Raw genomic sequence first — 25,462 nt, 5'->3', positions numbered from 1 at the left:
GCTTCTAGAGGGAAACTTAGGCAATTTTTGCTATAGCGTCTTCCACTTTTTTAATCAGATCCGTCTCGGACCAAGGTTTGTTTAAAAAACTATGTAAATTTACCTCGCCTTTGAGTTTATTCAAAGAATTTTCATCAATATGTCCGGAGATAATGATCTTTTTGATCTCAGGATGTTTTTTATGTACATCCCGGAGAAACTCATCTCCTCTTTGGTTCGGCATGAGCCAATCGGAAATAATAATAAGTATATAAATTCCTTCCTCGACTAACTCCTCTATGATGGACCAGGCTTCTTCCGTATTTTGAGCAGTTTCGTATCTATATTCGTTTCCGAAATGTTTTTTCAACTGAGACTTTAAACTCATTAATATAATTTGTTCATCATCTACAAATAAAATCGCTTTTGACATGGCTTATTAAATCCCCAAATAGAAAATCTGATAATAGGAAGGAATCAAGAAAAATTTATAGGAAACTAACAAAGAAACTGAATCGAAGTGATAAGAATTCTTTAAAAGAAGAGCGCGAAGAAAAAAATTATTTTCCGTCACCTGGACAGAATTCTACGTACTTATCTTTTCCCGGACAGGATTCGCTGCGTTTTTCTTTTCCCGGGCAAATGGCGGAAACAGACGCGAAACTAAATCCAACGAGTAAAATGCTGAGCAATACCTTTTTCATAATAAGCCTCTATTGATAGTTAGACTTAGTTTTTTCTAATTTTCCAGCCGTTTTTTAAGGGGGAGAGATTTTGTTTTTGAGAAATCTACGATTCTTGGGTAAGAATTTCGTAACCTTTGTCAGTTACAAGAACTGTGTGCTCAAACTGAGCCGACCATTTTCCGTCTTTGGTTCGGACAGTCCATTTGTCTTGTTTGTCAAAATTGACTTCCCAGGTTCCTAGGTTTACCATCGGTTCCACAGTGAAAATCATTCCCGGTTCGATTTTGGCGAGTTTGCGGTGCATTCGAAAATGTGGTACCTGCGGCTCTTCATGGAAGTTCCTTCCCACTCCATGCCCCATTAAATCGCGTACAATCCCATAACCGAGAGGAGTCAGGTAATCATCGATCGCATTTCCGATATCGTCGATCCGATTTCCCGGTTTGATTTGCTCAATTCCGATCCACATGGATTTTTCAGTATCTTCTACTAGCTTGGCTATCTCAGGAGCAACATTTCCTACAAGGAAAGTGCGGGAAGTATCTCCAATGTATCCGTCTACGATGGGAGAAACATCCAAATTGATGATGTCGCCTTCCTTCAGGACTTCCTCTTTTTTGGGAATTCCGTGGCAGACGACCTGATTGATGGAAGAACAAATCGACTTAGGAAAACCTTTGTAACCCAAAGGAGCGGAGCGGTGTCCGTGTTTTTTGGTAAAAGCTTCGGCTAAATCGTTCAACTCCAGGGTATTCACCCCTGGTTTTACAAATTGACCTAAGTAGTTAAGGAGTTTGGCGGCAAAAGCGCCAGCCAACCTCATTTTCTCTATTTCAGACTTGTTCTTAATGTAAATCACGAAAATTAGAAGTCTGTAGACCTTGCAGTTGTACGTTTATTGGAACCGGTTCTTTCTAATGCTTTGTCGATCAAACGGTAAACTTCTTCATTTAAACCTTCAATTGCGTCTCCCGCTGTCATAAATCCTTTGGATTTGATGTAAGCTTTGACTTTGGATGCGACGATTAGGGTTTCTTTCGACGTAGATTCATTTTGTTCTTCTGACATGGTGTCCTCGGAGGATTTTATTTCTTTCTAGCTCCGAGGATTGTATCCACAAGGGATTTTTCAATATTTAATTTTTCGCTAATTGCCTCAGGAGTCCATTGGTAGTTGTCGTGGAGGCTTAAAATCGTCGATTTTTTTCGCTCTATTAGAGAATTTTGCCCCGATTTGGAACCGGAATTCTGGGTTTTTACCGTTTCTCTTGGGGAAACTACCATCGCTCCCTGGACTATGTCCAAAAACTGAGATAGTTTTTCAAAAGTTTCATCCGCTTCACCCAGTAAGGATTCCATATCTTCTTTGGTTTCCGAAGAGGATTCTCGTAATTCTTCCAATCGTTTTTGGAGAGTGAGGATTTGTTTGTGGCGATCGGAAAGATCTCCCATAAGTTCTTCGATTTTGTCGAATTTTCGCTCTACGGAATCGATCTGAGCTTCTCTTTCCGCGAGGAAGGAAGTTCTGTTTTCCGCAAGTCGGATGGTTTCCGAAAGTTCCTTCTCTCTTGCTTCGACCACTTCGATTTCCCTCTCCATGACATCGAGTCTGGCTTGTAGTTCGCGGGAATTGTGTTTTTGGGCTTCCAGTCCGGAGGAAAGGTGTAAGACGGAATCTTGGGATTCGGAAAGGGATTCCAAAAAGTTTTCGATTTTGGATTGTTCTTCCGCAATCTTCGAAAGTTTGGATTCGATTCCTTCCACTTCCGGCAACAGATCACCGAAGGAGGACAATCTTTCTGTTACATATGTTAGGTTGGAGGCGAGAATCTGAACTTGTTTGTCGATGTCGGATGTCCGGTCTTGATTTTGGATCAAATTCTCCAATTCTTCCGCGATCTGAGTTTGCAATTCTCTGAAAGTTTCGACTGAGTTCTGGTATGCAACCAGGTTCGGTTTTTCGTCTTCTAATTGTTGTAATGCGGAAGAGATTTCTTCCATGGCTTTTTCCGCTTGTTTGGAAATTTCATTTGCCGATTGGAAAAGATCCGTGTGTTCCTTTACTGTTTCCAGTTGTTCCGTCAGATTGGAAATGGATTCACCGAGAGAAGATATTTCTTCCTGGAATTCCGCAAGGCTTTCCCGTTTGATGTCCCTCGCATCACTGAGTCCTGTTTCGATATCCTCTTTTAAGTCGATAAATTGAATGCGGGTTTCTTTTAAAAAGTCCTGACTGTCTTTTGCAATCTCTTTGAAGGATTTTTCATAATCACGTTGATAGGTTTCGATTTGTCTTTTGGAATCTTCTTTGGAACGTTTGATGCTTTCTTCCAGGTTTTTGCGAACGGTATTGAGATGAGTCGTGATTTTTTCTTCTAGCTGACCCAATTGCAAATTTCCTTTGTCTAAAAGTTTTGCCAATTGATAGGAGATTTTCGAATCGATGGTTTCATTGAGTCTATCCATCTTTTCTTCTTGTCTGCTGAAAAAGGATTCTCCTGATTCTTCCAGATTCCCGAGAATTCGCTCCACTTCTTCGCGGGCGAATTTGGTTTCCGTTTCGATTTTGGAAATGATTTCTGCTGATTTTTTTTCGGCAGTTTCGTCTAACTTTGATTTTATGGAGCTGTATTCTTCCTGGAATCGGGTGAGTAGTTCCCGACCTTCCACATGGATTTCTTTCAAACGATCTTGTAATGTATCGATTGAATCGGTTTGATCGTCTTTGAGGCGGGAAAGTTCATCTTCCCATTTCACTACGAATTGTTCCAGGTTGGCATTTGCGATTCTGATTTTTTCAGAGACGATTTCTTCGGAAGATTTCGCTTTTTCCTCTACCGTCTCAAAGATTTCGGAAGCTGTTTCTCTGAGAGCCGATTTCAAGTCTTCTACATAAATATCAACGTCTTTGGTATGGGAAGAAATGGTTTCGTTCAATTCCCCCACTTGGTCTTCGATACCTCGGATTTGAGAAAGGATTTCGCTCTCTTTGTTTCCGAAGTCGGTTCTCATCTTTTCTTCCAATTCGGACTTCAAAGAAAGGAGGGAGGTTTTGATGAGATTTTCCTGATTTTCTCGGACAAGTTCCAGATCCTTATCAAATTCTTTTAATTCTTGTAAGGCGCTCTTTTTCAAAGTGGAAGCTTCTTCTTTCAGGTCTTCCGAAATTCTATGGAATTCGTCGCTGAATGCTTCGATTTCACGAATTAACTCTTGTTTGCGGGTGTCGGCTTGGCGAAGCAGTTTGTTTTCCGCTTCCACATATTTTTCCTGGAAGGTAATGATGGTTTGGTTGATTCCGTCCGCTTGCCTTCTGGTTTCGTTTATGATTTCGTCCCGTTTGGAAAGTGTTTCGAGAGAAAGACCTTCTATCTCGCGTTTGATCGTTTCCGTTTCCTGGCTTAGACCCCTCATAAAGGAATCTTTCGTATGGCTGACTTGTTCGAAAATTGCGTCGAATCTTTCCTGGATCTTCTTTTCGAGCAAATTTACTTTTTCATCTAACTTTTGTGAGACGCGAATGTATTTGTCTTCGATCTTTTCGTCAAACTTGTCCACTTTATCCGAAAGTAAGGAAGAAGTATCTTCGAACTTGGTCAATTTTAAGTCGATATCGTTTTGTGCGTCTTTCATGGACTCAAGTAAAGAATCCATTTCCTTTCGGGCATGATCCAATCTACCTGTAGTTTCCTGTACCATCACATCTGCGTGGTTCAGCAATTTGTCTTTTGCAGACTCCGCGATATGGCGGATGGACTCGTCTAACGAATCCGATTTGACTTCAAGTAATCCTTCCAATTCCACCATCTTGTGAGCAACTGATTGTAAAATTTCATCGGAGCGCAGATTCAATTTGGATTGAAAGGCATCAAGTAGAGAGCTGCTTTCTTCATGCAAACGATCCATATCTTCAGCTACATGTTGCAGTTCTCTTTTATGAGAATGGATTTGATTCAGGCTGGCTTCCATATTGGAAGTTTCCCGCCTAACTTCCATTCCCAGTTGGCTGACTTGAGACATCTCTCCCGAAAGTGAGGAAAGATATTCTCTGCTTGCTTTGATTTTTTCGAACAGGTCGCGGGATTCGGAACTTAAGGACTGGATCTCTTCCGCAACTTTGCGGGATTGTTTTACCAGGATGTCCAGGTCTATGCCTGCATCCTTAACCACTTGCATTTTTTGAAGTGCCGAATTATGGATTTCGTCCGTTAATTTGGACGCATAACGTTTGAGTTGCGATAGTTTTGCATTGGATTTGTCAAGACGGCGTAGTCCGATTGTGACTGCGATACTCGCTAAAAAGGGGAGGAGAATGATTTCTAGGCCCATCGTGGGAATGATCCAATCATGGAATTATGTCTCATGAAGTATGGGGAGAAAATTGCCTTCTAGTAGAATTTCGGCAAGCCATTTTTTATACTTGGAATTCCTGTGAGGTAAGAGTTCTTACATTTATGCAGGCAGTTCGCCTTTTTAAACAATTTCCGGGGAAAATGGCAGTCAGTGACCTCAATTTTTCCCTGGTTCCGGGCAGATTGACCGCTCTCCTCGGCCCCAATGGTGCCGGAAAGACCACAACCATGAGGCTTTTGAGTGGTTTTTTGGATCCTAGTTCCGGAGAGGTGAGAATGGGTGGGGTGAATCTTTCCACTTCCCGAAAGAGTTTGCTGAAAAAAATCGGTTACCTTCCTGAAAACGGACCTTCTTATAAAGATTTAACCGTGCTTGAGTTTTTGCATTTTTTGGCACGGGTTCGTGGATTCGATTTGAACAAATCCACAAAGGTGATTCATTCCGTAGTCGAAGAGCTTGTATTAGGTGATGTTCGTAATTCGATCATAGGAAATTTATCGAAAGGTTACAGGCAAAGGGTAGCGCTTGCGGGGGTACTACTCGGAGATCCCGACTATCTGATTTTGGATGAACCGAGTTACGGATTGGATCCGAAACAAATGACCCAAATCCGAAATTTGATCCGTTCTTTGTCCAAACAAAAAACGGTTCTGATTTCCACTCATAGTTTGGAAGAGGTGGAAGAAGTTTGCGATCATGTGATCATTCTTGCCAACGGCAAAATCGTTGCGGATAGTTCGGTTGAAACTTTGCGGAAAAAAGACAAGCTGTACATAGAAGTGAAAGCGGATTATCAGGTGATCGATTCCCTATTTCAAAAATACGGGTTTGCCGGTTTAACATCGATTCAAACTCCGAAAGACGGGTTTGGTAAATACGAACTATCTTTAGGTGAAAAAAGTCCCGAAGAAGTATTTCGAATTTTGGCGACCACAAATCTTTCCGTGCGGGAGATGAGAAGATCGGAAGATTCCCTGAAAACCATCTTTGATTCCATCACGAGTGGAAAAGGCTGATATGCAAAAAATCAAAGCATTATTCCGAAAGGAAATTCTTCAGAATTTCAATACACCAATAGGATATACTTTTATCATCTTATTTTTGTTAATCGAAAGCTTTGTTTTTTTCTACGGATTTAAAAATGCTTCCTTTTGGGATCGAAACAGTTCCGAGATGGAAATCTTTTTTATGTCTGCACCCGTTCTGTTTCTGGTATTCATTCCTTCCATCGGAATGCGTATTTGGTCGGATGAAAAAGAAACGGGAACCTGGGAGCTGCTATTTACTCTTCCTCTTACCGAATGGGAAATCGTGATCGGAAAATTTTTGGCTACATGTTTTTCATTTGCTGCGGCACTGGCTTGCACGATCTTTATTCCTTTGACCATCTCAGTATTGGGAGATCCCGACTGGGGGATCATTTTTTCCGGTTATGTGGGCATGATTTTACTCGGACTTACATTTACTTCCATGGTTTTGTATATTTCTCTTTTTGCAAAAAGTCAGATCACTTCCTTTCTTGTCGGATTTGTTTTTTTGGGGATCATCTATTTGCTCGGGATTCAAAAACTCATCGATCTTTTAGGTTCGGAATATTTCGGTTGGCTCGGGATTTTTTCGATTTCCAAACATTATGAAACATTCCGGTTGGGGATCTTCGATCCCAGATCTTTTTATTTCTTTCTATCGTTGACTGCTACTTTTCTCTATCTCTCGGTTATCCATTTGCAAAAGAAAAGATGAGACTACAGATTTTACATAAATGGAAAAGATCGGGAAGATTTCTTGTCTTTCAGGTTATCTTGTTTTTTGTTCTCTCCAATGTTCTATTGGATCGTTTTGTCATTCGGGCGGATATTTCCGCATCCAGTAGATTGAGCTTCTCCAAATATACCGAATCGATTTTGCGTTCCATTAACAAACCGTTGGTGATAGATGCTTATTATTCTTCCGACCTTCCTTCGGAGTACCAAGTTCGTTTGGATGTGATTCAGGAATATTTGATGGAATTATCCAAACGAAATTCCGCACAAATCAAATTGAACTTTTATGATCCCGATAGTTCTCCGGAGGCCAAACAAAAGGTAAAAGATTCGGGACTCATTCCGAATGAGATTCGTAAGGCGGGAGTGAGTTCTCCTTTATTCTATGAAGCTTATATGGGGATTGTCATTCATTATGACGGTGAATCCGAAGTTGTTCCCGATTTTTTCTTTGTAGAAGAAGCAGAATCCCAATTCGTCCGTGCGATTCGTCGCATCGAAGAAAGAAAACTGGGACAAAGAATCGCAGTCATCTCCGATCCGGGTTGTTTTTATTACCCCAAACCGGGCGAAGGTTCGGGCAAGGATACATGGGGAGTCTTCTTTCACCAAGCACTTGCTAAAGAATACGGTTATCCTAAAGAAATATCTTTAAATAAACAAAAGATAGGCGATGAGGTCAAACTGATACTTGTCATCGGTTCTCCTCAATGGTCGACACAAGGTAAAAGGAATTTGGAAGAATACCTTCTTCGGGGAGGAAGAGCGATTTTTCTTTTGGGTTCGATGGAGTTTCGATTGAATCCGGTTCGCGGTGCAAAAGGACTTAGTTTCGAAAAAGCAAGTCCAGCCATACCGAATGCGAATAATTCCTTTTGGATGGATATTCTTTCCCATTACGGGTTTCAATTGGAAACGGATTTGGTTTTGGATTTTCAGCATCCTGTTCACTTGGCGGAACAAAAAGGAGGAAGACTTCCGGGTTATTATCCGTTTTGGCAAGTGATTACCAAACATGACGGAGATATACATTTGGGAAACGAAATATCCAATCTAACGGATGTTTTGCTGGTTCCTTGGGTTTCCTCTTTTTCCATGGATATTTCCAAACAAAGAACTATGAAATACGAGACTCTTCTTTGGTCCGGGGAAAGGATTTCGCTTGTTCCAAATTTGGTTCCAGTCAATGGAACGAATCTCGCTTCGAAAGGGATTCCCGCAAAAAATAGAGCTCCTATTGCGGTTCTTCTGGAAGGCAGATTAAATCCTTTCTTTAAAGAAAATTCGGAAAAGAAAAAGGAGTTAACAAAAATTATGCTCTTTTCAACACCTTATTTCGTATCGGATATTTTGGCTCTCCCCGAATTTCGAATCTATCTAAGAGACGCGAACGTACCTTTTATGTTAAACGCCATCGATTTTTTTCTGGAGGACAGAAATCATTCTTCCATACGCAAGCAGAATCTGGCGATTTTACCTCTTCGTGCTTTTTCCGTTTATGAAAGGAATCTTTACTCGGCATTCAATACTTTTTTTATACCGATGGCTTTGTTTTTATATGCGTTGCGGCGAATCAAAAAAAGACAATCAGCGCGTGAGTGAAAATGAAAAAAGCGAATAAGACATTTCTTTTTTTGAATCTGACTTTGGGATTGCTGATTTTACTGGCTTACGATGTATTTCATTTTTTTCCTACGACTTATGAAGAAGCTCGGTTATGGTTGGGGGAAAAGGCATTAGGTGCCGATTCCATCGTGGTCAAGGTAAAAGAACCAAGCACAGATCAGAATACCGAATTTTCAATATTCAAAAAATATAATATTTGGTTTGTTTCCGGAAAAGAAGAAGATGGTAGGGCACATTATTTTGCAGATTTGGAAAAAATCCAATCTTTATTGGATGGTATGGCCGTTATTCGCAAATTCGGAAAAACGGCAAAAATAATGAGTGATTCCGAATTTAGAAAAGACGGCAGATCTTTCCGTTTGATTTTAAAGGAGCAAAACAAGGAAATAGCCGATTTAGAGTTAGGCGACTGTTCCTATACCAAGTCGGAATGCCTGATTCGCCATTTGAATACCAAACTTGCCTATTCCGTTTCCACGGACATTGTTTCGCGAACCGGAGAAGGGGGACTTGATTTTTTCTTAACTACAAAACCTTTTTCTTTTTTGTCCATCGGAGATTTGGAATCTTTTGTTTATAAAAAGAAAGATCAGGTTATTTTATCTTTCCGTAAGAAAAATAATATTTGGTTTTCCGAATATCCTATTTCGAAAGCCAAACTCTCCAATAGTAAAATAGATAATTTATTATTGCGTGTGGTTTCTTTGTCCGGGCTTTCTGCCGCAACGGAATCTTCTTTATCTCAATTCAAACTGAAAGATACAAATACCGGAGAGTCTTTGAGTTTAGTGCGGAGAGAGGCTGGCTCTGAAAAAGAATACAGCCTGACGGATAGGGGGAGTTTGAACGGAACAGGGAGGGTTTTGCAATTTTCACCAAACGGGCAATATGTGATCATGCCGTTCTACGTTTGGGACTATTGGCAGAACTTTGATATCAGGCAGCTTGAAGAGTGAGTGCTTTGAAAAACCGATTGAAGATTTTTTGTTCCTGACCCAACATATTTACGAGTCTTGTCTTGTAATCTTTGTCGAGTTTCGCCAGTTCGTTTGACATTTCATCCAAATGACCTTCTTCTTCCATGATCAAATTGTTTAAGTTTAGAGAATGATTTGATTCTTCCAATACGGAATTGTAAATCCTGTAAACAATCATCGCTCTCTCTTCAATCACGGTAGTTGTATAGAGGTATGCCAGATAAGTGAAAGTTTGACCGCTATAGCCCGCATTTTTCAGGTTTTTTCGGACGCTAGCATCCAATTTTGCGAAATAAATTTTGGCGGAACCACCTTGCAGTAGTTCGGTGGCACGGTATCCCGAATCAAAATCGGATTTTATGGAACGCGCCGCTTTTTTGAAAAACAAGGCATGTCTAGCTTCTTCCGTGGCATGACGTAAAATCATTTCCGAAGTTTCTTCACTGGATTGGGTCATTAGAATTTTACGTGAACCGATATGTTCGAGTAGAGATAAAGTATTAAGCCAAAGGGAATGTTTGTCTGTTTGAGGAATGAGTTCTTGAAAGAATGATCTTAATTTTTGTTCTTCTAAAGAATGGGCCGGGGAAATCATAACTTATCCCAGATTTGCAAACCTCCTTAGAATTTCTAGTGTTTCTTTAAGGGGATTTTGACTTTGGCTACTGTTTCCTTGTCTGTACTCATGATTTTGAAATTTTCTACGGGAAGCTTTTCTCCTTTGAGTAAGATCACACAAAGAGCAATTCCGATTCCTTCTCCTTCCGAATTATCACCCCGTTCGATATAGTATTCCATAATATCGTTATAATTTTGAGCATAGGTGAGAGATGTTTTGATTTTTTGCATTTCCCCTTTCACCAAACGATTGTTATTTGTAACTGTCACTTCGATGAAGTCGGAATTGTGCTCGATCCTGGTTTCCACAAAATAGTTTTTTTCCCTGGCTAACTTTTCATAGGTTTCGCTTTTGCCGGAAAGAATGAAACTTTTGTACATCCGAACTCCCAATTCGTAATCGGCGCCGGATTCGATTTCCAGACGGTTTTCCGAAAAGAAGATTCTTTTGAAATTTGCTTTGAATCCGTTTAGAATCAAATCCTTTACGATTGTAAAGAAAACGGAAGAGAAATCGGAAATATTATAAAATGCTGTCAGATTATCAAGTAAGAGTAATAATTTTTCATCGAACAAAGTGGAAGGACCGTATTCGGTGAGTACGATCGGCTCACCTGTTTTGATCTTTTCCAGGAATGGGTTTTCGTGTTTCAGATTCATTAGAATATATAGTTGGAAGGAAAGAGGGGAACGGATTTCTTTTTTTCCGTTTCGAGTAGGGATTCCATTTCTTTACGGAATCTGTCCGTCAATTTATCTACGGTTCCTCGTTTGTCTTTCTTATAATCCTCATAAAAATCATTCATGGAGAAAGGTTTTGCAAAACTAACGATTGCTTTGTGGGGTCTGTTGGAAGATTCCCCGAAAATTTCGGATTCGTATCGGTATAAGAATTCGTATAATCTTTCTGCGGAAGGTAATTCTTTGATATAATTTGTTTGAATGGAAATATAGTCGTATGCTTTGGTTGCGGCTTTGCGGGCCCAATTCGCCATTTCGATGGAAGGCAATTCCCCGTTCGGATCGGAAGCTCCGATGGACACGAGTTCCAAAGTGGTGAGGATCTTTCTTAACTTTTCGATTGCGTTCGCTTCCTTGTCCCAGTTCGGGATCTTTGCCTTGTCGGCGATGTTGTCCAACATAACATGGCGAATGCGACCGATTCTGAAATCGAAATCTTCCGTTTTGTCATCGGGGACGGAAAGATGAAATTCTCTTTCTTCCCTTTCGATCATCCGTTTGCCGATGGATAAAAAACGATGAACTATGTCTTTACCGGTTTTTGCAATTCCGAATTTCTCCTCCATTCTGGTAAGAGAGAGATCAATGTCTTTTTGCATCCATTCGATCGAATTTGTCATCCGGTATTTTACAAAAGAAAGTATCACTGAAATTTTAACATCGGTGCCCTTTTTTAAAGCATCTTCCAAACCCCAAAAACTCAATTGGGAAACTCCCGGTTGGAAGGGGAGTAATGTGTCGTTCATTCCGCTTGTCGGTTCTCCCTCTGGGAATAACACGAGTTTGCCGCCGGGACTCGCGAGAATTTCTCTTGCCGCTTTCACCGACTCTCTGTCCGGAGCACCGGCTAATACGGAAAAGGCGCCAATCGATTGGATGAATTCCCCGACGAACCCTGCAGCCCAATCGAAAACCTCTCGAGCTGCCATATAGAAAAACCGGGAAGACATGATATTTGCGGAATGATAGGCCACGGGAGGTTCTTTCGTCGTGGGATGGTTGGAAATATATAAAATCCTCTCGTTTTTGAAGGATTTTAACATTTTCTGATCTTCGGAGGAAACCTCGATTCCTTCTAAATTATGCGCGAGTTTCAGGATCAGGGGCAAAGAAAGATCGGTAAACCAGAGCGCAGGCAAATTCAATTTAGCGGGAATAAAGGATTTGATTGACATAGACGAAAGCTATAAGCTTTTAGAAAGGAATCAAGTACGATTTCATATGGCACTTATAGAAGAACTCAACCAACAAGGCAATTTTCTCTTTCGCTGGCGCTCCTACATTCCGGGACTGGTTTTAGCGTTGTCGTTTTATTATTTACCCTTTGTTCCTTTTTTGAACGGAAATTACAAACACAATCTATATTGGTTGGGATTTGCGTTTTTAATTAGTTTTTTAGGGCTTGCTGTCCGTTGTTTTACCATCGGATACACTCCGGCGCGCACTTCGGGAAGGAACACCAAACAGCAAGTAGCTGATCTTGTCAATCAAACGGGAATTTATTCCCTTGTACGTCATCCCCTTTATGTCGGAAATTTTTTAATGTATCTGGGACCTGTTTTGATCGTAAGGGATATTGCTTTCACGCTTGTGTATGTAATGTTCTTTTATCTTTATTACGAAAGAATTATATTTACGGAAGAGTTTTTCCTTCGTGGTAAGTTCGCAAACGATTATCTTGCTTGGGCGGACAAGACACCTGCGTTTATCCCCCGCCTTTCCGGTTATGTGAAGCCGGATCTTGCTTTTTCTTTTAAGAATATTCTAAAAAGAGAATATCCTAGTCTTTTCGGAATCATCGTCGTTTTTACGATTCTTGATCTGGTTCAGATTTATTTTCAGGAACCTTACATTCGGATTGGGAATTTTGCCGGGATTTGGAAACCGTTTCATACTTATTTTTTCGGGTTTGGGGCTTTGTTTTATGTGGTAACTCGGACACTCGTAAAAACTACAAAAGTCTTGGATGTGGAGGGGCGTTAGGGCGCCTGAACCGCGCTTTCCGCTTCAATCTGCCTGCGGCAGGATTTTCGCTGCAATCGCTGGCGCGGGTTGGGGTGGGAGGTACCACATTTGTTCTTTTGTCACGGATGTGAGGGGATTATTTTGAACTGTGGTACCTCTTACATCGCTTAAATCCTACCAATCGTTTAAAAAAAAAGAACCAACTGAGTTTTTATTTAACCTATTCAGGTTAATATGGAAAAAAGAGAAATTTTCGTTAACGACTCCTTGGAGTTAACTACCTTATGTCGCATTGGTAAGAGTTCCAATACCTCATTTCTAATTCCGGTAAGGCAAATGAAACAGCTCACTGTTTCGATGAAGTTTTACAGTTCATTTGCAACTAGAATTAGTCGATTATTGACAGAATCCTCCGATTTGATTTATTTTGGATTGATTCCTCGAAAGAGGTGGAAAGTAACTTGTTCTTATCAGGAACAGGGCTTGGAATTACGGAAGGTAAGCTGTCGGGTTTTTAACGATAGTATAGTTGAGATGGATGTAATGGCTAGATCTCTTGGAATTTCCAGATGTAGATTATTTGTTCTACTTTTGGAATTGGAAGCAATCGGTTGGCTTCGACTTATGAAGGAGTTGGGCTTAGTCAGACATACCACACCTTCCACTTCCAAAATCTTTTCGATACACAATCAAACTAGATCCAAAATCCAAGTTTTGAAAATCTGGAAGCTGATTCCAAGTTAGAATACAAAAATATTATGGATAAGGCGTCTCTTCTTCTTGATCTACTTTGGGCACTCGATTCCAGATATTTGATCCAACATGCTTCTAATTTTCCCGATGCGAAAAGAGAAAGTCTTCGTTCCGATCTTATCCCGAACCTAACAAATGGCAATGGAAGTAATTTGGCAAATCTGGAATTCTTCCCTATTTTGGAATCCGGCCGACTTGGTAGGTATTTTGAATCGCTACTTGAATTCATTTTTTTACAAAGCAATCATGTTCAAGTGCTCGGTAAGAATGTTCCGATTCGCAATTCAGAAAGAACGTTAGGTGAATTTGATTTTCTACTAAAATGGGAAGAAGAAAATATCCATTTGGAAGTAGCTTTAAAGTTTTATCTTAAATTGAAAAAAGAGCCCAATCTTTCTTCTTATATTGGACCAAGCGGTGTTGATCGCTTGGATTTAAAATTAGCAAAATTACTCGATAACCAAATGGCCTTATCTCAGAGATCGGAAGGTAAGGAATACTTACGAGTCAAATATGGTAAAACATTCATACCGATGATTTGGTTTGTTGGGTTTTTATTTTATCCTATAGATGAATATCTGTCCGGCGATTACAGAAAATCATTGTTAAATGATATAAATTTCGATCACAGGTCTGGGTTTTGGATTCTCTGGGAAAATCGGTTGCAGGTACCACAAACAAAATCAAATTCTTATTTTTCCATTCCTTCACGTTTGTCATGGCTTATGAGTTATTCTTCGCACTCGGATATTTATACTTACAATGAGTTAATTCAATTTTTGAGAAATTTAGACGATCCCGGTTTTTCCGTCCTTATAGTGGAATGGGAGCAGGTAGGCATTATTCCTAAAGAATTATCTCGAGGATTTTTGGTTTCTCGAAAATTAATTGAATCCGTATCTCTTATAAGCTAATCTTGAAATATGAGTCGATTGAGTAATGGTTGGAAAATTCCAGGAAGTTTGGAAGAAATGCACGAAATGTTAAACTCCTTTCAAAAAACAATCTCAGAGATGGAATCGGAAAATCCTCTGGTCATCTTTCGAGAACATATGGAAAACGGTCTACTTTTCAAAGCTGGCTTACAAGATGCTCTCAATCAAATTAATACTTACGCCAACCTTTATGCCAGTGCAAGTGAACTAAAAGAAGCGATTGTTAAATGGGAGAAAGGACCTTAGTTGGATCTAAAACCTGAGCTTCAGTCGATTTTACTTGGCAAAACGAAGAAGTTTGACGCACCGAAATCATTTCCACCTTTTTTGAAATTGATTCAGTCTATTGTAGCTACCACATTTTCAGAGGCCGACCCCCGCTATTTAGTTTCCCAACTTTCTCAAAAAGAATTTCTTTCTCGGATGATTCACCTACGGTCGCAGGTGAAAGATAATATTGTGGTACCTACCGCATTCTTTCCCGTCTGGCAAGAACTAGGTCTAAATCCTCAAGAAATCTACTTGGACGCTATTCGAATTCGGTGTGTTCCGGATCGGTTCCAGGAAATTGAAGAAGCAGGTCCGGTTGCTTTTATACATAGGGATCCATGGTACGCCAATCCCCAATGCCAGTTCAATTTATGGATTCCTGTTTATTCAGTTCCCAAGGAAGCGGGCTTTAGGATCTATCCATCTTATTTTGATAAACCAATTCTTAATAATTCGAACCGTTTTGATTATAAAGAATGGCTGGACGCAGGGGGATTTCAATCAACTAGCAAAAATAGTGTGGTACCTCAAACATTCCCTTCACCCCAAACCAACCCCATCGAACCCAGCCCTCTGGACGTATTTGCTGATGAAGGGGAAATGTTCCTTTTTTCTTCTCACCATCTACATGGAACCTCTCCCAACACCTCGGGCCTCGCCAGGTTCAGCCTGGAAATCCGTTTTGTATTGGAGAGTCATTTGGTAGACGGGCTCGGTCCCCCGAAAATCGACAATCAATCGAAAGGTAGCACTTTACTACATATGTGTCGCCTAACGGACTCTAAACCTGTTTCAGATCAATTGATAAAACATTACGAAGGGAAATTTGTTTCGGATCGAAGTAAATCGGATTCATCGGCTCCTTCAGGATAGATTCGATTTTTTCCATCGCATTCTTTTCCCGGTCGACAAAACTTCCGCGAATCATATGAAATTTTCTTTTTGCGGATTTCATTTCGTTTATAAATTTATTTTTCATTTCCGAACGAATGTGGCCAAGATCCCGTAACGGATCTTCTTCCCAAGGAACATCGATATCTAAAAATAGAGAATCGTCATATTGCAACTGATAGGCGCTATCTTTCAGCCATTCGGGACAGAAATCAAAATAATGTTCCGAATAGATTTTGGTAGTGAGTAAGTCCGTATCTAAAAATAAAATCCGATTGGCATTCTTTGCAAATTCGATTTCCGATTTCAAATGACCGAAAGCGATATAAGGAATATCTTCCCGGATCACAAATCTTTTTTTTTCCTCCAGATACTCTCTTGCATACTCGGGAACCCAATTGGTTTGAAATTGTTCGGCTAGTTTTTCGGAAAGAGTCGTTTTTCCTACAGACTCACTTCCTGTGATTACAATTCGTTTTAAAAAATATGGTCTTTCTATCTCAGGGATAAAATCCCAGTAGAGGGACGGTGCATTTCTTATCTTGGAAGCGGAAATAGGAAAGGTCTTTCTTTCTATATCAATTAATCTATGTTTGGTGTTTAGAATTTCGGCTAAAGGGTCTCCGTAATGTTCGGAAGTAAATATAATATCAATCTTTGCAGGAGAATGCTTAAGTATTGTTTGTTTCCAAATATTCCAAAAGTCCGGGTGTTCGTGAGGTTCTTGTGGATTTTCATCTTGAACCCAAATCACTTGCGCATCCAGATTTTTCGTTAATTCTTTCATCCATTCCCATCTTAACTTTCCGGGAATGATTTCCCGATTCAAGGTTGCAACTAAAATGGTTAGGTGATTGCATTCCTTTCTAGCTTCTTGAATCAAATGCAAGTGCCCAGCATGGGGTGGGAAAAACTTCCCAAGTATCAATCCGTGATTTGGTTTCATTACTTTCAATTAGAATCCGGTTTTCATACTTACGATTTCAAATCTATGTTTTCGTTAATAAAAACGGTAATCTTTTTCCCATCGTTCGGAAGATCGAAATCAAATAAAATATCCGCACTTTCTCCCAGAAGATTTTGAAAAAGAATTTTTAATTCCTCTCCCCAACTTTTTCCGGGAGGCAGGTAAGTGGAAAGATTTACAATATAGGAACCGTTTTTTTTCTGAATGAATTGATGCCGTAAAACGTTCGTTTGTCTCCTTAAGATGCGGGAGATATCTACTGGATTAATCCTTCTTCCCTTTGTATCCGTAAAAAAAATCGGCTTTCTTCCTTTGAGTAGTTGTACTTTCGGGGAAGCTTCTCCGCACAAACAATTTCCGTATTTGATCCTTCCCCAATCGCCGGTTTTGTATCTAAGTAACGGTAGAAACGGATTTCTTCCTCCCGTGATTACGATTTCTCCCAATTCATCAGGTTCTCCTTCTTCGTTCAGAATTTCCATATGAATATCGTTCGGTAGGATATGCATCCAGTCAGGATCAATAGGACAAGAATAAGCAATCGGTCCCGTTTCATTTAACGAGTAAAAGTTGACAATCGGGCATTGAAAGTATAAGGCTAACTGGTCCCGCAAATTATCTTCCAGCTCCAGTGCTGTGGAATGAAGTGCCTTTGGTTTGAAATTGATTCCGGTCTTCATCGCGGATTCGAAAGAGTAGGGATCTCCCGATAAAAATATCGGATCGGACTCAAATAGAAATGTATTGATATCCGATGGGTTTTGCCATTCCTTTTCTTTTAAATTGATTTTGGCAAACAATGAACCTTCCGCCAAACTATGAGTAGTTGCATAGACGATCGTTTCGTTCTGGTGGCAAATCTGAATTCCCGAAGTAATATTCGATTTATGAGGAACGTCGACTCCGTGTTTTTTCAAAGAATATTCTATCAATGGCACATAACAGCCGATTGCTCTAGGATGATTGGGAGCAAGAATCGGTTTTCCCGTGGTCCCTGATGTAGGATTGACCACCATTCTTGTAAAATCCGTATTGGTCGGTAAAATCTCGGTGATTCTATTTTGCAAATCCTCTCTTGTCATCGGCCGGATTTTAAGAAATTCTCTTTCCAAAGAAATGTTTTTCAACCTTTCATAAAAATAATAAGAACTGAATTTATGTTTTCGAATCCATTCTATGATTTTGGAATTTGGTTCTTGTGAATGGAATTTTCGATCTTCATAGAGCTCTTTTTCATACTCTTTCACAAAAAGATAGTCTTCCTTTGTGATCCGATCTCCTATGATCGAATTCCACTTAGGAGCATACTTCGATTCTATAAGTCTTTGCAAAGATAAGAACCACTCTTCTTTCATCAACGGAGTGGATAAAAAATATTTCTCCCTATCCAATGGGTCACTCTCGATTGTACTTGGACGCGGCTTCTTCTTCCTCCGCGCGTTTCATTCTTTCCAGTATTTCTTTGGCACGTTCTTGCGCTTTCTTCGATTCTTCCAAAATTTTTATTCTTTCAATCGTATCAATCGAGCGAAGTCTGTCTTCGAAATATTTTTTATCTTCTTGGTCAGGTAACAATTCCAAGGCGGAAAATAAAGCCCGGATCAATTCTTCCGACCTCTCGTTATCATGAATCCATTCCGTATAGGGAGAAACCGATTTTGCAAGTTCGGGCAATTTGGTAATAAGAAATTCCATCAATCTGGTAGTGGGGAAGCCGTCCTTTTCCCATTCCTTATCGGAAATAATATAAATAATGACTGTATGTAATCCTTGTAAGTTCTTATCGGAAGGAAGGGATGATTTAAGCCGGCTTAGGTGTTTCGAATTGTTGATCTCGTTTGTAAAACGGATCAAAGCATCATTCCATAAGGCAAGTAGGTCCAGAGTATTCGGATCCGTTTGGAATTTCGGAAACTCAGCGATTCGTTTGACGTAGTATCTTATTTCTTTCATATGTTTTTTTCACAAAAGTTTTACTGAACTCTATCAATTGTTCCCAGTTTGAGATAGGATAAATCTGCCATCCGTCTTCTTGCATTGTTTTGATCGTTCCGTGTAAATTCGGATTGTAAAGATTCAATACCATGGAACCGCCGCCGCCTGCTTTCTCTAACATGGATTTGACGAGAGACCTTGGGTTTTCGGAATACGGTTGGTCGTACATGGTGTCAATTCCTTCGTCGGATATTACCAGAATATGGGATTTCCGTGCGCTCGGCGGTCGGTTGGAATATTCATTCTTTAACAAGTTTAAGGGGAAACATGTTCCTCCTCCTATGAATCCTGTCAAAATTTCCATAATATCTTTTTCGTTTCTGGTAAATGTCTCGGTGGATTTATATTCGTTTTCTCCGGACCAAAGAGTTGTACGAACCGCGGAACCGACTCTCAAGGCGGAAAGTGCAATAATTGCCCCAGCAAGAGTCAGAAAGGAAGTTTCAACGAGAGGATTCGGCATGGAACCGGAACAATCAACAAACAAGTCTAAGTCGATCGGATTGAAATCCGTTTCATAAGAAGGCATTTCACTGAAATAATTCTCAACGGTTGTATAACCCGGAATGACTACCGGACTTTTTATAACCGATTCCACCCAATTGATGTCTTCGATCGGAGAGCCCAAGTCCCATTCGTCACTTCCTTCCAAAACCATTTCAGGCGCACCCGGAGTGAGAAGCTGCGGAAAGGAAACCAGGTGTGGCAAAGCTTTTTCCTTATAAAATTTATAAGCCATTTCCGATTGACTTACTTTTATACCTAACGCCTGACAGATGGAAGAGTATTGTGCGGGGGTTAGGGAAGGCTGTTTCGGTTTCTGATTCGGCTGGGATTTGTCTTCCGTTCTGTTCCCTCCAAGAGAAGGATCTTTGCCGGAGTCGAAGATGGATTCGATTTCCACGTCGGTGATGCCAGAAGGAATCTCTCCGTCTTTTCCGGCATCCGAAGTATCATGAATTACTCCCAAAACCTTAATGGTTTCCGCGCTGTCCTTTCCCATAAAATAAGGATAACAGATATTTCCAAAGTCATAGGCTCCTCTTACCCAATCATTCGGATAATTACGAATGATCCGGTTTACAAGTATGGCGTCCGAGTTCGCAGTTGTTTCCACCTTACTAAAAGTTAACGTTTCTTCCGGTAAGGCCCAAAGAATTTCGTAAGTTCTCATATAGAAATTCCAAAACGGGTCTTTTTGTTTTCCTATCTTTTGATACACTTCTTCCATTCGAAGACGATTGTATCTTTTCAAATGATCGTTGATGAAAAGGTCCGTATATACATTTACAATAAGTCCTGCGATATGTTCGAATCTTGGCATTGCAGTTTGAACCAGATAGATGAGCTTTCCGTGATCGGATAGATCTCCCGGACAATACACATGATGTCCTATTTCATGACCCATAATTTCCAAGGGATAATCTTCCAATCCCAGGTCTTTGATTTTGCGGAGAGACAATAATACTTTATGATCTGTTAGTCGAATTGCCGCAAAGGAAGTAGTGAATCCTTCTTTTCCTTCCATGTCCTTTGTCAGAAGAAAATGAGGTAAGGATAATTTTACGTAGTCACTCCAAAGTGCCAATGCTTCGGGCCATTTTTCTTGCCAAAGCCGAATCACATCATTCATGATGCGACCTTGTAAAAAAGAAATATGGAATAGGAATAACTTACCGTTAATAAAATAAAATTTTCTTCGGCTACGACGGATGTGATTTCGGAAAGGGAGATGGATTTTTCCAAAACAACTTTCCAAAACGGATGATCGATTTTGACAGGACCGGGTTTTTCGGAAATTGATTCGCCGTACAGACTGTCTCCAAACAGATCGAAATAAAGCCGATATTGATTTTTCCCGGAAATCGCATAGTATCCTTCCTTGTCTTTACCTACTAACGGTTGTTCAAAGAAATCTCCTCCCAGAAGAGGATATCCTGAAATCAGCTTGTATTTGATTTTGGAGCCACCGGGTTGAACATTTTCGCCGAAGGGAGATTTTTGAAAGACGGATTGAAATGAAGAAAAATCCCCTCCCCATTCGCTTACCAAAGAGTTTTTCAATTCCGGAGAAAGTTCCTTCATTTCTTCCAATGAAATTTCCCTGTATTCCGGTTTCCCGCCTACCCAAGCCAGGAAAGCCATGATTTTTTTTAAATCCCGAATCGATTTGATTTCAGGACTAATCGTAGTTAATCGGTTCAGGAAAATCGTTTCTTTTTGCTGATTGAACTTTGATGTAACATTTACTAAATAAGATAAGGTAGTTTTTATATCTTCCTGCAAAGGTGACTTTAATCGGGAGATCAACCTGAAAAATCGATTTTCTTTTTCTCCTCCGGGTTCTCTCAGAATTCCCTTTAACAATAGATTTAATAATAATTCAAAGGATGTTAAAATTTGTTCGGAAGTAGGATTGTCTCCTAATGCAGTGCCGAATGCGTTGTAGTAAGGTTCCAATACGGATTTCAAATTCTCTTCTGCAAAGTTTGCATTGGATTGTTTGATCATTCGGACCAATTGATTGCAATTGTCCTTCTCCGCGAGCAGCCCTTTTCTCCAACCTTCCGAAATCATTTACCGGCTTGGATCCAATTCAAATAGTTCGTATATCTTTGATGCAGGTATTTGAGTTTTAAAAGATCGTCGTATACATGTCCGTATAACTTTCTTTGTTTGCTGATCTTTTCCACTTCCAATTCGATTGCGAGAATCCTCTCTTTCGTATCTCCCGGTGATAGACCTTCTAACCCTTGTTCGAAGATTTTGCTCATCTCCGCTACCGGATCGTTTTTATCCATACCGAGACGATCATACTCTGAACAGGAAAGTTCGAATAATTTTCGAATCCAACTGATCCGGTCACTCCGATAGACTTGGAAACCGGGTTCTTCAAAAAAAGGAGAGTCCGAGTTCTGAACCAGTTTATCGTGCAACACGAACGGCAATATATGGGAAAGATCGTCCAAACTCACGGAAGATTCTCCTCTGAAATAAGCAAGCGCCTTCGCATAATTGATGCAGGTGAAGATGGCGCGCACAGACAATCCGTTTTTAGTTTGAGAACCAAGGTCTTTCTTTTTGTCTTTTCCCTGGTCAAGTGCGGAGAGTGTGGAAAAATCGATTCCGGAAAGTTTTACTGTATCTTTGGTTTTGTATTCGATCTGTTCTCCTGCAGGTTCGAAAAATTCAAACTGAGAAGCGAAAAATTCCATCCTTCTTCTCAATGCTTCCGGAAATTCTATGTTACGGATTTCTTCTCCGATGGATTCGATTTCGGTTTCATTGAAAATGATTTCCGGAGGAACCATTGTTTCCGGTCGGAAATTATCCTCCACTCTTTGCAACAGATCTTTGATGAAACGAGTGTTAAAGTGAAGAGCTTTGACTACCACATCGATTCTATCCTTCAATGCTTCTATGACTTGATAAGTTCCTCCTCCCGCGTCGTCGTTTGCAGTCAGATACCACGCCGCATCCGGACATTCGAATACTTGGTCGAATAACTCCGCATAGTTGTCTCCAAGTACGGTGAGAAGTGCTGATTGCGTTCTCGTAGGAATACGGTTGTATTCATCGATGACTTTCACCCGCATTCCGAGCCACTTCCGCCAGGAAATTTTAATATCTTCCATGGACTTTGCATTCATGAGATCCGAAGGAAGAGGGTTGCCTAGTAGATCGGTGATAGTCATTTGAGGTTGACCGTGTTGGATGGAGCGTTTGATTTCTTTAAGCGGATAACCTGCAAGCACCGCCATTAGAATGGCGGAAGCAGTTTTCCCGCGACCCGGTCCACCTACCAGAAGGCATTTTCCTCGCACAACTAATGTTAGGAGGGGCAACAATACGAAACTAGAGTAACTTTGTCCGGATGGTAGGACGATTTGTGTTTTGAAATCGCCGATTGTAAATTTGGCAGGAGGAGTGTTATTGTATTCTATATCGTAAAACGGATTGATGATTGCATAATTGGTAATCCAAAAATAGGCCTTTCTTAGTTTCTCATCAAGTCCCGATGCTTCGCCCCCGGTTCCTTCTACGGAAAGAGGTCCTTCTTCCAAAAGGGAAGCCAGATCAAATTTTTTTTTGTTATCCTTTTTGCCGGGAAGGGTAGGGGACTGCGAAACTTTTTTAGCCGCAATTTTTAAATCCATCGGATCTCCTTATTTTTCAGAGAGAATGATTTCCGAAAAACAGTTGTTAGCTGACTTGTCGTCGGTTAGTTTTACTTCAACCGTTAAAATCGAAATACCGACCGGATATTTTTTTTCCGGTTTCAAATTGAGATATTGTCGAATCGGAAAATCGGTTGTAGTTTCGTTTTTTTTATCGAAACGATAGACCGCAATCAGCTTGTCATTCGGCATTCTCAACTCTTTGTCCACGTTGATGCTTTCGCGTAGCAATAGTTTTGCTTCAAAAGGAGGTAAGGTTTGACCTTTGCAGGCTTTCCATTCCAGAGATGTAAAATTTCTGGGAGAAAAAACAACTCCATCCCAAAAATGAGATAACTTCATCTCCAGGAAAAAATCCCAATCGGCGGAGCTCGGTAATTTTTTTACCCAAATCGTTTCGGAATCGTTGTCTAGTAAGTTGCCGAGTCCTCCGGATTTTGTAGCATCTTCAATTCGAAAGGGAGGAAAATTATGATAGCGATCAATGTTTCTCTTTGTACTGGAGAAAAGATAATAATTAGCTGATAAAATCGCAAAAAAACAAACCAAAACGGGAGCAATCGTGGAAACTTTCATGAAATCTAAAAATATTTGCTTCCCCAAAAAAAGTTCTACTTCTTTTTTATGGAAAGGATAAAGTCTAAGTTATAAATGAAAATCGGAATCATTGGCGGAACCGGACTTGTAGGTATGGAATTCATACCTTACGCAATCAAACGCGGTCATACATTTCGTATTTTCACTCGTAAAAAAGAAATTCCTTCCGATTTGAAACAATTGGGTGAGATTGACTTTGTCACCACCACTCTTCCTACTTCGGCCCAACTCGAAGGTATGGACGCCATCATCAATTTAGTCGGTGAACCTATAGCAGGTGTTCGCTGGACTGACGAAAGAAAAACATTAATCCGCACATCCCGTGTTGAATTTACAAGAGGACTTGCCGCGCGTATCCGGGACTGTAAAAGACCTCCGTCCGTTTACATGCAGGCTTCCGCCATAGGCTATTACGGTATGTCCGAGACGGAACATGACCCATATGATGAAAATGCGAAACCTGGGGATGATTTTTTAGCTTCCATTTGCGTGGATTGGGAAAATCAATCAAATCCTATCCGGGATACCGGCATTAGAACAGTCGTTATTCGGACAGGAATCGTGCTTTCTCCCAAAGGAGGAGCATTGGAAAAAATGATCCCTCCTTTCAAAATGGGAGTAGGCGGACCGATCGCTTCCGGCAAACAGGGAATGAGCTGGGTTCATATCGCCGATTTGGTTTCCGCTATGTTGTTTTTACTCGGCAAACAGTCTTCGTCGGGAAGTTATAATATAGTTTCGCCTTATCCTTGCAGTAATGCTTATTTCGCGGAGGAATTGGCGAAAGTGTTGTTTAGACCTGCACTTATGCGTGTTCCCGCTTTCGCGATACAAATGTTATATGGTGAGGGGGCTCAGGTCATTACCCAAGGCCAGTACGTATACCCGAAACGACTTCTGGAAGAAGGTTATGAGTTTCAATATCAATACCTTCGGGATTCATTGACAAATCTCATCAAGGGGAACTGAATTCTTCTTTTCAAATCCCTATCTCATGCTAGTCTGGGAGCATCCTTATCTGGGAGATAGAAATGAATTCTACAAAAATAATCAGTTTAGTTTCTGTTTGCCTTCTTTCACTTGCAATCGTTGCTTGTGGAGGAGACAAACCTCAAGAGACTACGCCACAAGAAGCCGTCGAGGCAGCTGCCCCGGTTGACCCTGAAATTGCAAAAGGGGAAGAACTGTTTTTACAAAATTGTTCCTCTTGCCACGGAGAAAAGGGTTTGGGTGACGGACCTGCAGGAACTGCGCTCAACCCGAAACCTCGTAACTACAAATCACCGGCTAACGAGTGGAAGAATGGTAACACCCTTGCGGGCATTACAAAAACTCTGAAACAAGGAATTAAAAATTCTCCGATGGTGGCCTATACCCATTTGGGAGACGAAAACCTTGCCGTTCTTGCAAAATACGTTGAGTACCTTGCCAAAAACTAATTTTTGAAAATCTCCGATCTTACTCGTTTTTTAAGGGTAGGGTCGGAAATATGTCATCATGAGCACAAATTCCTTAAAAAAAGCAGATCGTCCCAGTTGTGATTGTGGTACCTCCCACGATTCCCCCAATGCTAGGAAGGTAGTGAAGTATTCTTTTTGGGGATTGGTCGCTATGGGACTTGTGGGAATTTCCGCGACCCCCAAAGACGTGTATTACGTTTGCCGTGTTTGCAAACAACCCTTTGGCCGGGTGCCCAAAGCGGAAAGAAAAGGAGCACGTTAATTTTGATTGACCCATCTCTCCGTATGATTTCCCTGGAAGCAAATGATCGAGGAATTTAAGATTCGGCTGGGCTTTGAGAACGGTGGCGCCTTGCCAGTGATTCACATTGCAGGTGAAATTACCTCGGAAGCCGAAGAGGAAATCGTTCAATCTTACGATTCCATCCCTACGGACAAAAAAAATAGAGTGATCCTCAATTTTACTGAGACTTCCTATATCAATTCCGCAGGCATTGCCACTTTGATCAGCCTGATTACAAAATCCTCCGAAACGCAAGGAAAAATCGAATTTGCCGGGCTAAATACTCATTTCCGCAAAGTGATGGATATTGTCGGGCTTACGGATTTTGTTTTAATTCACGACTCTTTACAATCTGCACTCACTCAATCTTAAATTATTCTAGATTCCTAACTTCCCTTCCCGAGTATAGGAAGGGAGAGAGGCTTT

The 25,462-nt window shown here is 40.6% G+C and carries 28 protein-coding genes; 13 read left to right on the top strand and 15 right to left on the bottom strand.

Going from position 1 to position 25,462, the window contains the following annotated elements; translation table 11 throughout:
- Nucleotides 1-16 precede the first annotated feature (16 nt).
- The 5 genes from DI077_RS14735 to DI077_RS14715 all read right to left on the bottom strand — a co-directional run bounded on the left by DI077_RS14735 (nucleotide 17) and on the right by DI077_RS14715 (nucleotide 4,993).
- The gene (locus tag DI077_RS14735; protein WP_109021085.1) at nucleotides 17-412 is read right to left on the bottom strand and encodes a response regulator; all 396 of its coding nucleotides are present in this window, start codon (nucleotides 410-412) and stop codon (nucleotides 17-19) included.
- Between the two features lie 127 nt (nucleotides 413-539).
- Nucleotides 540-683 (bottom strand): hypothetical protein, encoded by a 144-nt coding sequence (locus DI077_RS14730; protein WP_167837180.1) that lies wholly within the window; start codon nucleotides 681-683, stop codon nucleotides 540-542.
- 85 nt (nucleotides 684-768) lie between these two features.
- Nucleotides 769-1,524 carry a type I methionyl aminopeptidase gene (gene map / locus DI077_RS14725; RefSeq protein WP_109021086.1) on the bottom strand — a complete coding sequence of 252 codons (756 nt, stop codon included), beginning with the start codon at nucleotides 1,522-1,524 and terminating at the stop codon, nucleotides 769-771.
- A 5-nt stretch (nucleotides 1,525-1,529) separates the two neighbouring features.
- A complete protein-coding gene (locus DI077_RS14720; RefSeq protein WP_109021087.1) occupies nucleotides 1,530-1,733 on the bottom strand; it encodes a hypothetical protein in 204 nt (67 codons plus the stop codon).
- 17 nt (nucleotides 1,734-1,750) lie between these two features.
- The gene (locus DI077_RS14715; RefSeq protein WP_109021088.1) at nucleotides 1,751-4,993 is read right to left on the bottom strand and encodes a SpiroCoCo family coiled-coil protein; all 3,243 of its coding nucleotides are present in this window, start codon (nucleotides 4,991-4,993) and stop codon (nucleotides 1,751-1,753) included.
- A gap of 164 nt (nucleotides 4,994-5,157) precedes the next feature.
- Between DI077_RS14715 and DI077_RS14710 the strand changes: the two genes are divergently transcribed.
- The 4 genes from DI077_RS14710 to DI077_RS14695 are packed head-to-tail and all read left to right on the top strand — an operon-like array spanning nucleotide 5,158 to nucleotide 9,362.
- The gene (locus DI077_RS14710; RefSeq protein ID WP_167837181.1) at nucleotides 5,158-6,033 is read left to right on the top strand and encodes an ABC transporter ATP-binding protein; all 876 of its coding nucleotides are present in this window, start codon (nucleotides 5,158-5,160) and stop codon (nucleotides 6,031-6,033) included.
- 1 nt (nucleotide 6,034) lies between these two features.
- Entirely contained in the window at nucleotides 6,035-6,760 is a 726-nt protein-coding gene (locus tag DI077_RS14705; RefSeq protein WP_109021090.1) for an ABC transporter permease, read from the top strand.
- The gene (locus DI077_RS14700; protein ID WP_109021091.1) at nucleotides 6,757-8,382 is read left to right on the top strand and encodes a GldG family protein; all 1,626 of its coding nucleotides are present in this window, start codon (nucleotides 6,757-6,759) and stop codon (nucleotides 8,380-8,382) included. The genes DI077_RS14705 and DI077_RS14700 overlap by 4 nt, the downstream gene beginning before the upstream one ends.
- A gap of 2 nt (nucleotides 8,383-8,384) precedes the next feature.
- Nucleotides 8,385-9,362: a hypothetical protein gene (locus tag DI077_RS14695; protein ID WP_109021092.1), complete on the top strand. Its 978-nt coding sequence runs from the start codon at nucleotides 8,385-8,387 to the stop codon at nucleotides 9,360-9,362.
- Here the strand turns inward: DI077_RS14695 and DI077_RS14690 are convergent.
- Genes DI077_RS14690 through DI077_RS14680 form a run of 3 tightly spaced genes read right to left on the bottom strand, consistent with a single transcriptional unit; the run spans nucleotide 9,343 to nucleotide 11,917 of the window.
- A complete protein-coding gene (locus tag DI077_RS14690; protein WP_109021093.1) occupies nucleotides 9,343-9,978 on the bottom strand; it encodes a rubrerythrin in 636 nt (211 codons plus the stop codon). The genes DI077_RS14695 and DI077_RS14690 overlap by 20 nt on opposite strands.
- Before the next feature lie 35 nt (nucleotides 9,979-10,013).
- Nucleotides 10,014-10,661: a hypothetical protein gene (locus DI077_RS14685; RefSeq protein WP_109021094.1), complete on the bottom strand. Its 648-nt coding sequence runs from the start codon at nucleotides 10,659-10,661 to the stop codon at nucleotides 10,014-10,016.
- Nucleotides 10,661-11,917 carry a lysophospholipid acyltransferase family protein gene (locus DI077_RS14680; RefSeq protein WP_109021095.1) on the bottom strand — a complete coding sequence of 419 codons (1,257 nt, stop codon included), beginning with the start codon at nucleotides 11,915-11,917 and terminating at the stop codon, nucleotides 10,661-10,663. The genes DI077_RS14685 and DI077_RS14680 overlap by 1 nt, the downstream gene beginning before the upstream one ends.
- Nucleotides 11,918-11,963: 46 nt before the next feature.
- On the opposite strand from DI077_RS14680, the gene lmtA reads away from it, so the two are divergent.
- From lmtA to DI077_RS14655, 5 genes are all read left to right on the top strand, one after another.
- Entirely contained in the window at nucleotides 11,964-12,725 is a 762-nt protein-coding gene (lmtA, locus tag DI077_RS14675) for a lipid A Kdo2 1-phosphate O-methyltransferase (protein ID WP_109021096.1), read from the top strand.
- A 216-nt stretch (nucleotides 12,726-12,941) separates the two neighbouring features.
- Nucleotides 12,942-13,451, top strand: a complete 510-nt coding sequence (locus tag DI077_RS14670) for a DUF1564 family protein (RefSeq protein WP_109021097.1) — start codon at nucleotides 12,942-12,944, stop codon at nucleotides 13,449-13,451.
- A 14-nt stretch (nucleotides 13,452-13,465) separates the two neighbouring features.
- Complete coding sequence (locus DI077_RS14665) at nucleotides 13,466-14,374, top strand: DUF1853 family protein (protein ID WP_109021098.1); 909 nt, start codon at nucleotides 13,466-13,468, stop codon at nucleotides 14,372-14,374.
- Between the two features lie 9 nt (nucleotides 14,375-14,383).
- Nucleotides 14,384-14,641: a hypothetical protein gene (locus DI077_RS14660; RefSeq protein WP_109021099.1), complete on the top strand. Its 258-nt coding sequence runs from the start codon at nucleotides 14,384-14,386 to the stop codon at nucleotides 14,639-14,641.
- Nucleotides 14,642-15,538 (top strand): phytanoyl-CoA dioxygenase family protein, encoded by an 897-nt coding sequence (locus tag DI077_RS14655; protein WP_109021100.1) that lies wholly within the window; start codon nucleotides 14,642-14,644, stop codon nucleotides 15,536-15,538.
- Here DI077_RS14655 and DI077_RS14650 read toward each other — a convergent pair.
- The 7 genes from DI077_RS14650 to DI077_RS14620 are packed head-to-tail and all read right to left on the bottom strand — an operon-like array spanning nucleotide 15,447 to nucleotide 23,272.
- Complete coding sequence (locus DI077_RS14650) at nucleotides 15,447-16,502, bottom strand: AAA family ATPase (protein ID WP_109021101.1); 1,056 nt, start codon at nucleotides 16,500-16,502, stop codon at nucleotides 15,447-15,449. The genes DI077_RS14655 and DI077_RS14650 overlap by 92 nt on opposite strands.
- A 29-nt stretch (nucleotides 16,503-16,531) precedes the next feature.
- A complete protein-coding gene (locus DI077_RS14645) occupies nucleotides 16,532-17,914 on the bottom strand; it encodes a phenylacetate--CoA ligase family protein (RefSeq protein ID WP_242935222.1) in 1,383 nt (460 codons plus the stop codon).
- A gap of 4 nt (nucleotides 17,915-17,918) precedes the next feature.
- Nucleotides 17,919-18,476: a hypothetical protein gene (locus DI077_RS14640; protein ID WP_109021102.1), complete on the bottom strand. Its 558-nt coding sequence runs from the start codon at nucleotides 18,474-18,476 to the stop codon at nucleotides 17,919-17,921.
- Nucleotides 18,439-20,151 (bottom strand): vWA domain-containing protein, encoded by a 1,713-nt coding sequence (locus DI077_RS14635; RefSeq protein ID WP_109021103.1) that lies wholly within the window; start codon nucleotides 20,149-20,151, stop codon nucleotides 18,439-18,441. The genes DI077_RS14640 and DI077_RS14635 overlap by 38 nt, the downstream gene beginning before the upstream one ends.
- On the bottom strand, nucleotides 20,148-21,095 hold the full coding sequence (locus tag DI077_RS14630; RefSeq protein WP_109021104.1) for a hypothetical protein: 948 nt from the start codon (nucleotides 21,093-21,095) through the stop codon (nucleotides 20,148-20,150). The genes DI077_RS14635 and DI077_RS14630 overlap by 4 nt, the downstream gene beginning before the upstream one ends.
- Nucleotides 21,092-22,675: a MoxR family ATPase gene (locus DI077_RS14625; protein ID WP_109021105.1), complete on the bottom strand. Its 1,584-nt coding sequence runs from the start codon at nucleotides 22,673-22,675 to the stop codon at nucleotides 21,092-21,094. Before DI077_RS14625 ends, DI077_RS14630 begins: the two co-directional genes overlap by 4 nt.
- Before the next feature lie 9 nt (nucleotides 22,676-22,684).
- On the bottom strand, nucleotides 22,685-23,272 hold the full coding sequence (locus DI077_RS14620) for a hypothetical protein (protein ID WP_109021106.1): 588 nt from the start codon (nucleotides 23,270-23,272) through the stop codon (nucleotides 22,685-22,687).
- A 75-nt stretch (nucleotides 23,273-23,347) separates the two neighbouring features.
- Here DI077_RS14620 and DI077_RS14615 point away from each other — a divergent pair, with 75 nt between their 5' ends.
- From DI077_RS14615 to DI077_RS14600, 4 genes are all read left to right on the top strand, one after another.
- Entirely contained in the window at nucleotides 23,348-24,262 is a 915-nt protein-coding gene (locus tag DI077_RS14615; RefSeq protein WP_109021107.1) for a TIGR01777 family oxidoreductase, read from the top strand.
- Nucleotides 24,263-24,324: 62 nt separating this feature from the next.
- The gene (locus DI077_RS14610) at nucleotides 24,325-24,732 is read left to right on the top strand and encodes a c-type cytochrome (RefSeq protein ID WP_109021108.1); all 408 of its coding nucleotides are present in this window, start codon (nucleotides 24,325-24,327) and stop codon (nucleotides 24,730-24,732) included.
- A gap of 58 nt (nucleotides 24,733-24,790) precedes the next feature.
- Nucleotides 24,791-25,015, top strand: coding sequence for a hypothetical protein (locus DI077_RS14605; RefSeq protein ID WP_109021110.1), 225 nt, complete (start codon nucleotides 24,791-24,793; stop codon nucleotides 25,013-25,015).
- A gap of 42 nt (nucleotides 25,016-25,057) precedes the next feature.
- The gene (locus DI077_RS14600; protein WP_109021113.1) at nucleotides 25,058-25,408 is read left to right on the top strand and encodes an STAS domain-containing protein; all 351 of its coding nucleotides are present in this window, start codon (nucleotides 25,058-25,060) and stop codon (nucleotides 25,406-25,408) included.
- Nucleotides 25,409-25,462: the final 54 nt, after the last annotated feature.

This window comes from Leptospira kobayashii, from assembly GCF_003114835.2.
Lineage (GTDB): Bacteria > Spirochaetota > Leptospiria > Leptospirales > Leptospiraceae > Leptospira_A > Leptospira_A kobayashii.
The sequence above is the reverse complement of the archived record's forward strand: the minus strand, read 5'-3'. Positions and strand labels throughout refer to the sequence as shown.

Coding starts and splice junctions, on each gene's coding strand:
- DI077_RS14735 (WP_109021085.1), bottom strand. CDS start 412: ATGTCAAAAGCGATTTTATTTGTAGATGATGAACAAATTATATTAATG.
- DI077_RS14730 (WP_167837180.1), bottom strand. CDS start 683: ATGAAAAAGGTATTGCTCAGCATTTTACTCGTTGGATTTAGTTTCGCG.
- DI077_RS14720 (WP_109021087.1), bottom strand. CDS start 1,733: ATGTCAGAAGAACAAAATGAATCTACGTCGAAAGAAACCCTAATCGTC.
- DI077_RS14715 (WP_109021088.1), bottom strand. CDS start 4,993: ATGGGCCTAGAAATCATTCTCCTCCCCTTTTTAGCGAGTATCGCAGTC.
- DI077_RS14710 (WP_167837181.1), top strand. CDS start 5,158: ATGGCAGTCAGTGACCTCAATTTTTCCCTGGTTCCGGGCAGATTGACC.
- DI077_RS14705 (WP_109021090.1), top strand. CDS start 6,035: ATGCAAAAAATCAAAGCATTATTCCGAAAGGAAATTCTTCAGAATTTC.
- DI077_RS14700 (WP_109021091.1), top strand. CDS start 6,757: ATGAGACTACAGATTTTACATAAATGGAAAAGATCGGGAAGATTTCTT.
- DI077_RS14695 (WP_109021092.1), top strand. CDS start 8,385: ATGAAAAAAGCGAATAAGACATTTCTTTTTTTGAATCTGACTTTGGGA.
- DI077_RS14690 (WP_109021093.1), bottom strand. CDS start 9,978: ATGATTTCCCCGGCCCATTCTTTAGAAGAACAAAAATTAAGATCATTC.
- DI077_RS14685 (WP_109021094.1), bottom strand. CDS start 10,661: ATGAATCTGAAACACGAAAACCCATTCCTGGAAAAGATCAAAACAGGT.
- DI077_RS14680 (WP_109021095.1), bottom strand. CDS start 11,917: ATGTCAATCAAATCCTTTATTCCCGCTAAATTGAATTTGCCTGCGCTC.
- lmtA (WP_109021096.1), top strand. CDS start 11,964: ATGGCACTTATAGAAGAACTCAACCAACAAGGCAATTTTCTCTTTCGC.
- DI077_RS14670 (WP_109021097.1), top strand. CDS start 12,942: ATGGAAAAAAGAGAAATTTTCGTTAACGACTCCTTGGAGTTAACTACC.
- DI077_RS14665 (WP_109021098.1), top strand. CDS start 13,466: ATGGATAAGGCGTCTCTTCTTCTTGATCTACTTTGGGCACTCGATTCC.
- DI077_RS14660 (WP_109021099.1), top strand. CDS start 14,384: ATGAGTCGATTGAGTAATGGTTGGAAAATTCCAGGAAGTTTGGAAGAA.
- DI077_RS14650 (WP_109021101.1), bottom strand. CDS start 16,502: ATGAAACCAAATCACGGATTGATACTTGGGAAGTTTTTCCCACCCCAT.
- DI077_RS14640 (WP_109021102.1), bottom strand. CDS start 18,476: ATGAAAGAAATAAGATACTACGTCAAACGAATCGCTGAGTTTCCGAAA.
- DI077_RS14635 (WP_109021103.1), bottom strand. CDS start 20,151: ATGAATGATGTGATTCGGCTTTGGCAAGAAAAATGGCCCGAAGCATTG.
- DI077_RS14630 (WP_109021104.1), bottom strand. CDS start 21,095: ATGATTTCGGAAGGTTGGAGAAAAGGGCTGCTCGCGGAGAAGGACAAT.
- DI077_RS14625 (WP_109021105.1), bottom strand. CDS start 22,675: ATGGATTTAAAAATTGCGGCTAAAAAAGTTTCGCAGTCCCCTACCCTT.
- DI077_RS14620 (WP_109021106.1), bottom strand. CDS start 23,272: ATGAAAGTTTCCACGATTGCTCCCGTTTTGGTTTGTTTTTTTGCGATT.
- DI077_RS14615 (WP_109021107.1), top strand. CDS start 23,348: ATGAAAATCGGAATCATTGGCGGAACCGGACTTGTAGGTATGGAATTC.
- DI077_RS14610 (WP_109021108.1), top strand. CDS start 24,325: ATGAATTCTACAAAAATAATCAGTTTAGTTTCTGTTTGCCTTCTTTCA.
- DI077_RS14605 (WP_109021110.1), top strand. CDS start 24,791: ATGAGCACAAATTCCTTAAAAAAAGCAGATCGTCCCAGTTGTGATTGT.
- DI077_RS14600 (WP_109021113.1), top strand. CDS start 25,058: ATGATCGAGGAATTTAAGATTCGGCTGGGCTTTGAGAACGGTGGCGCC.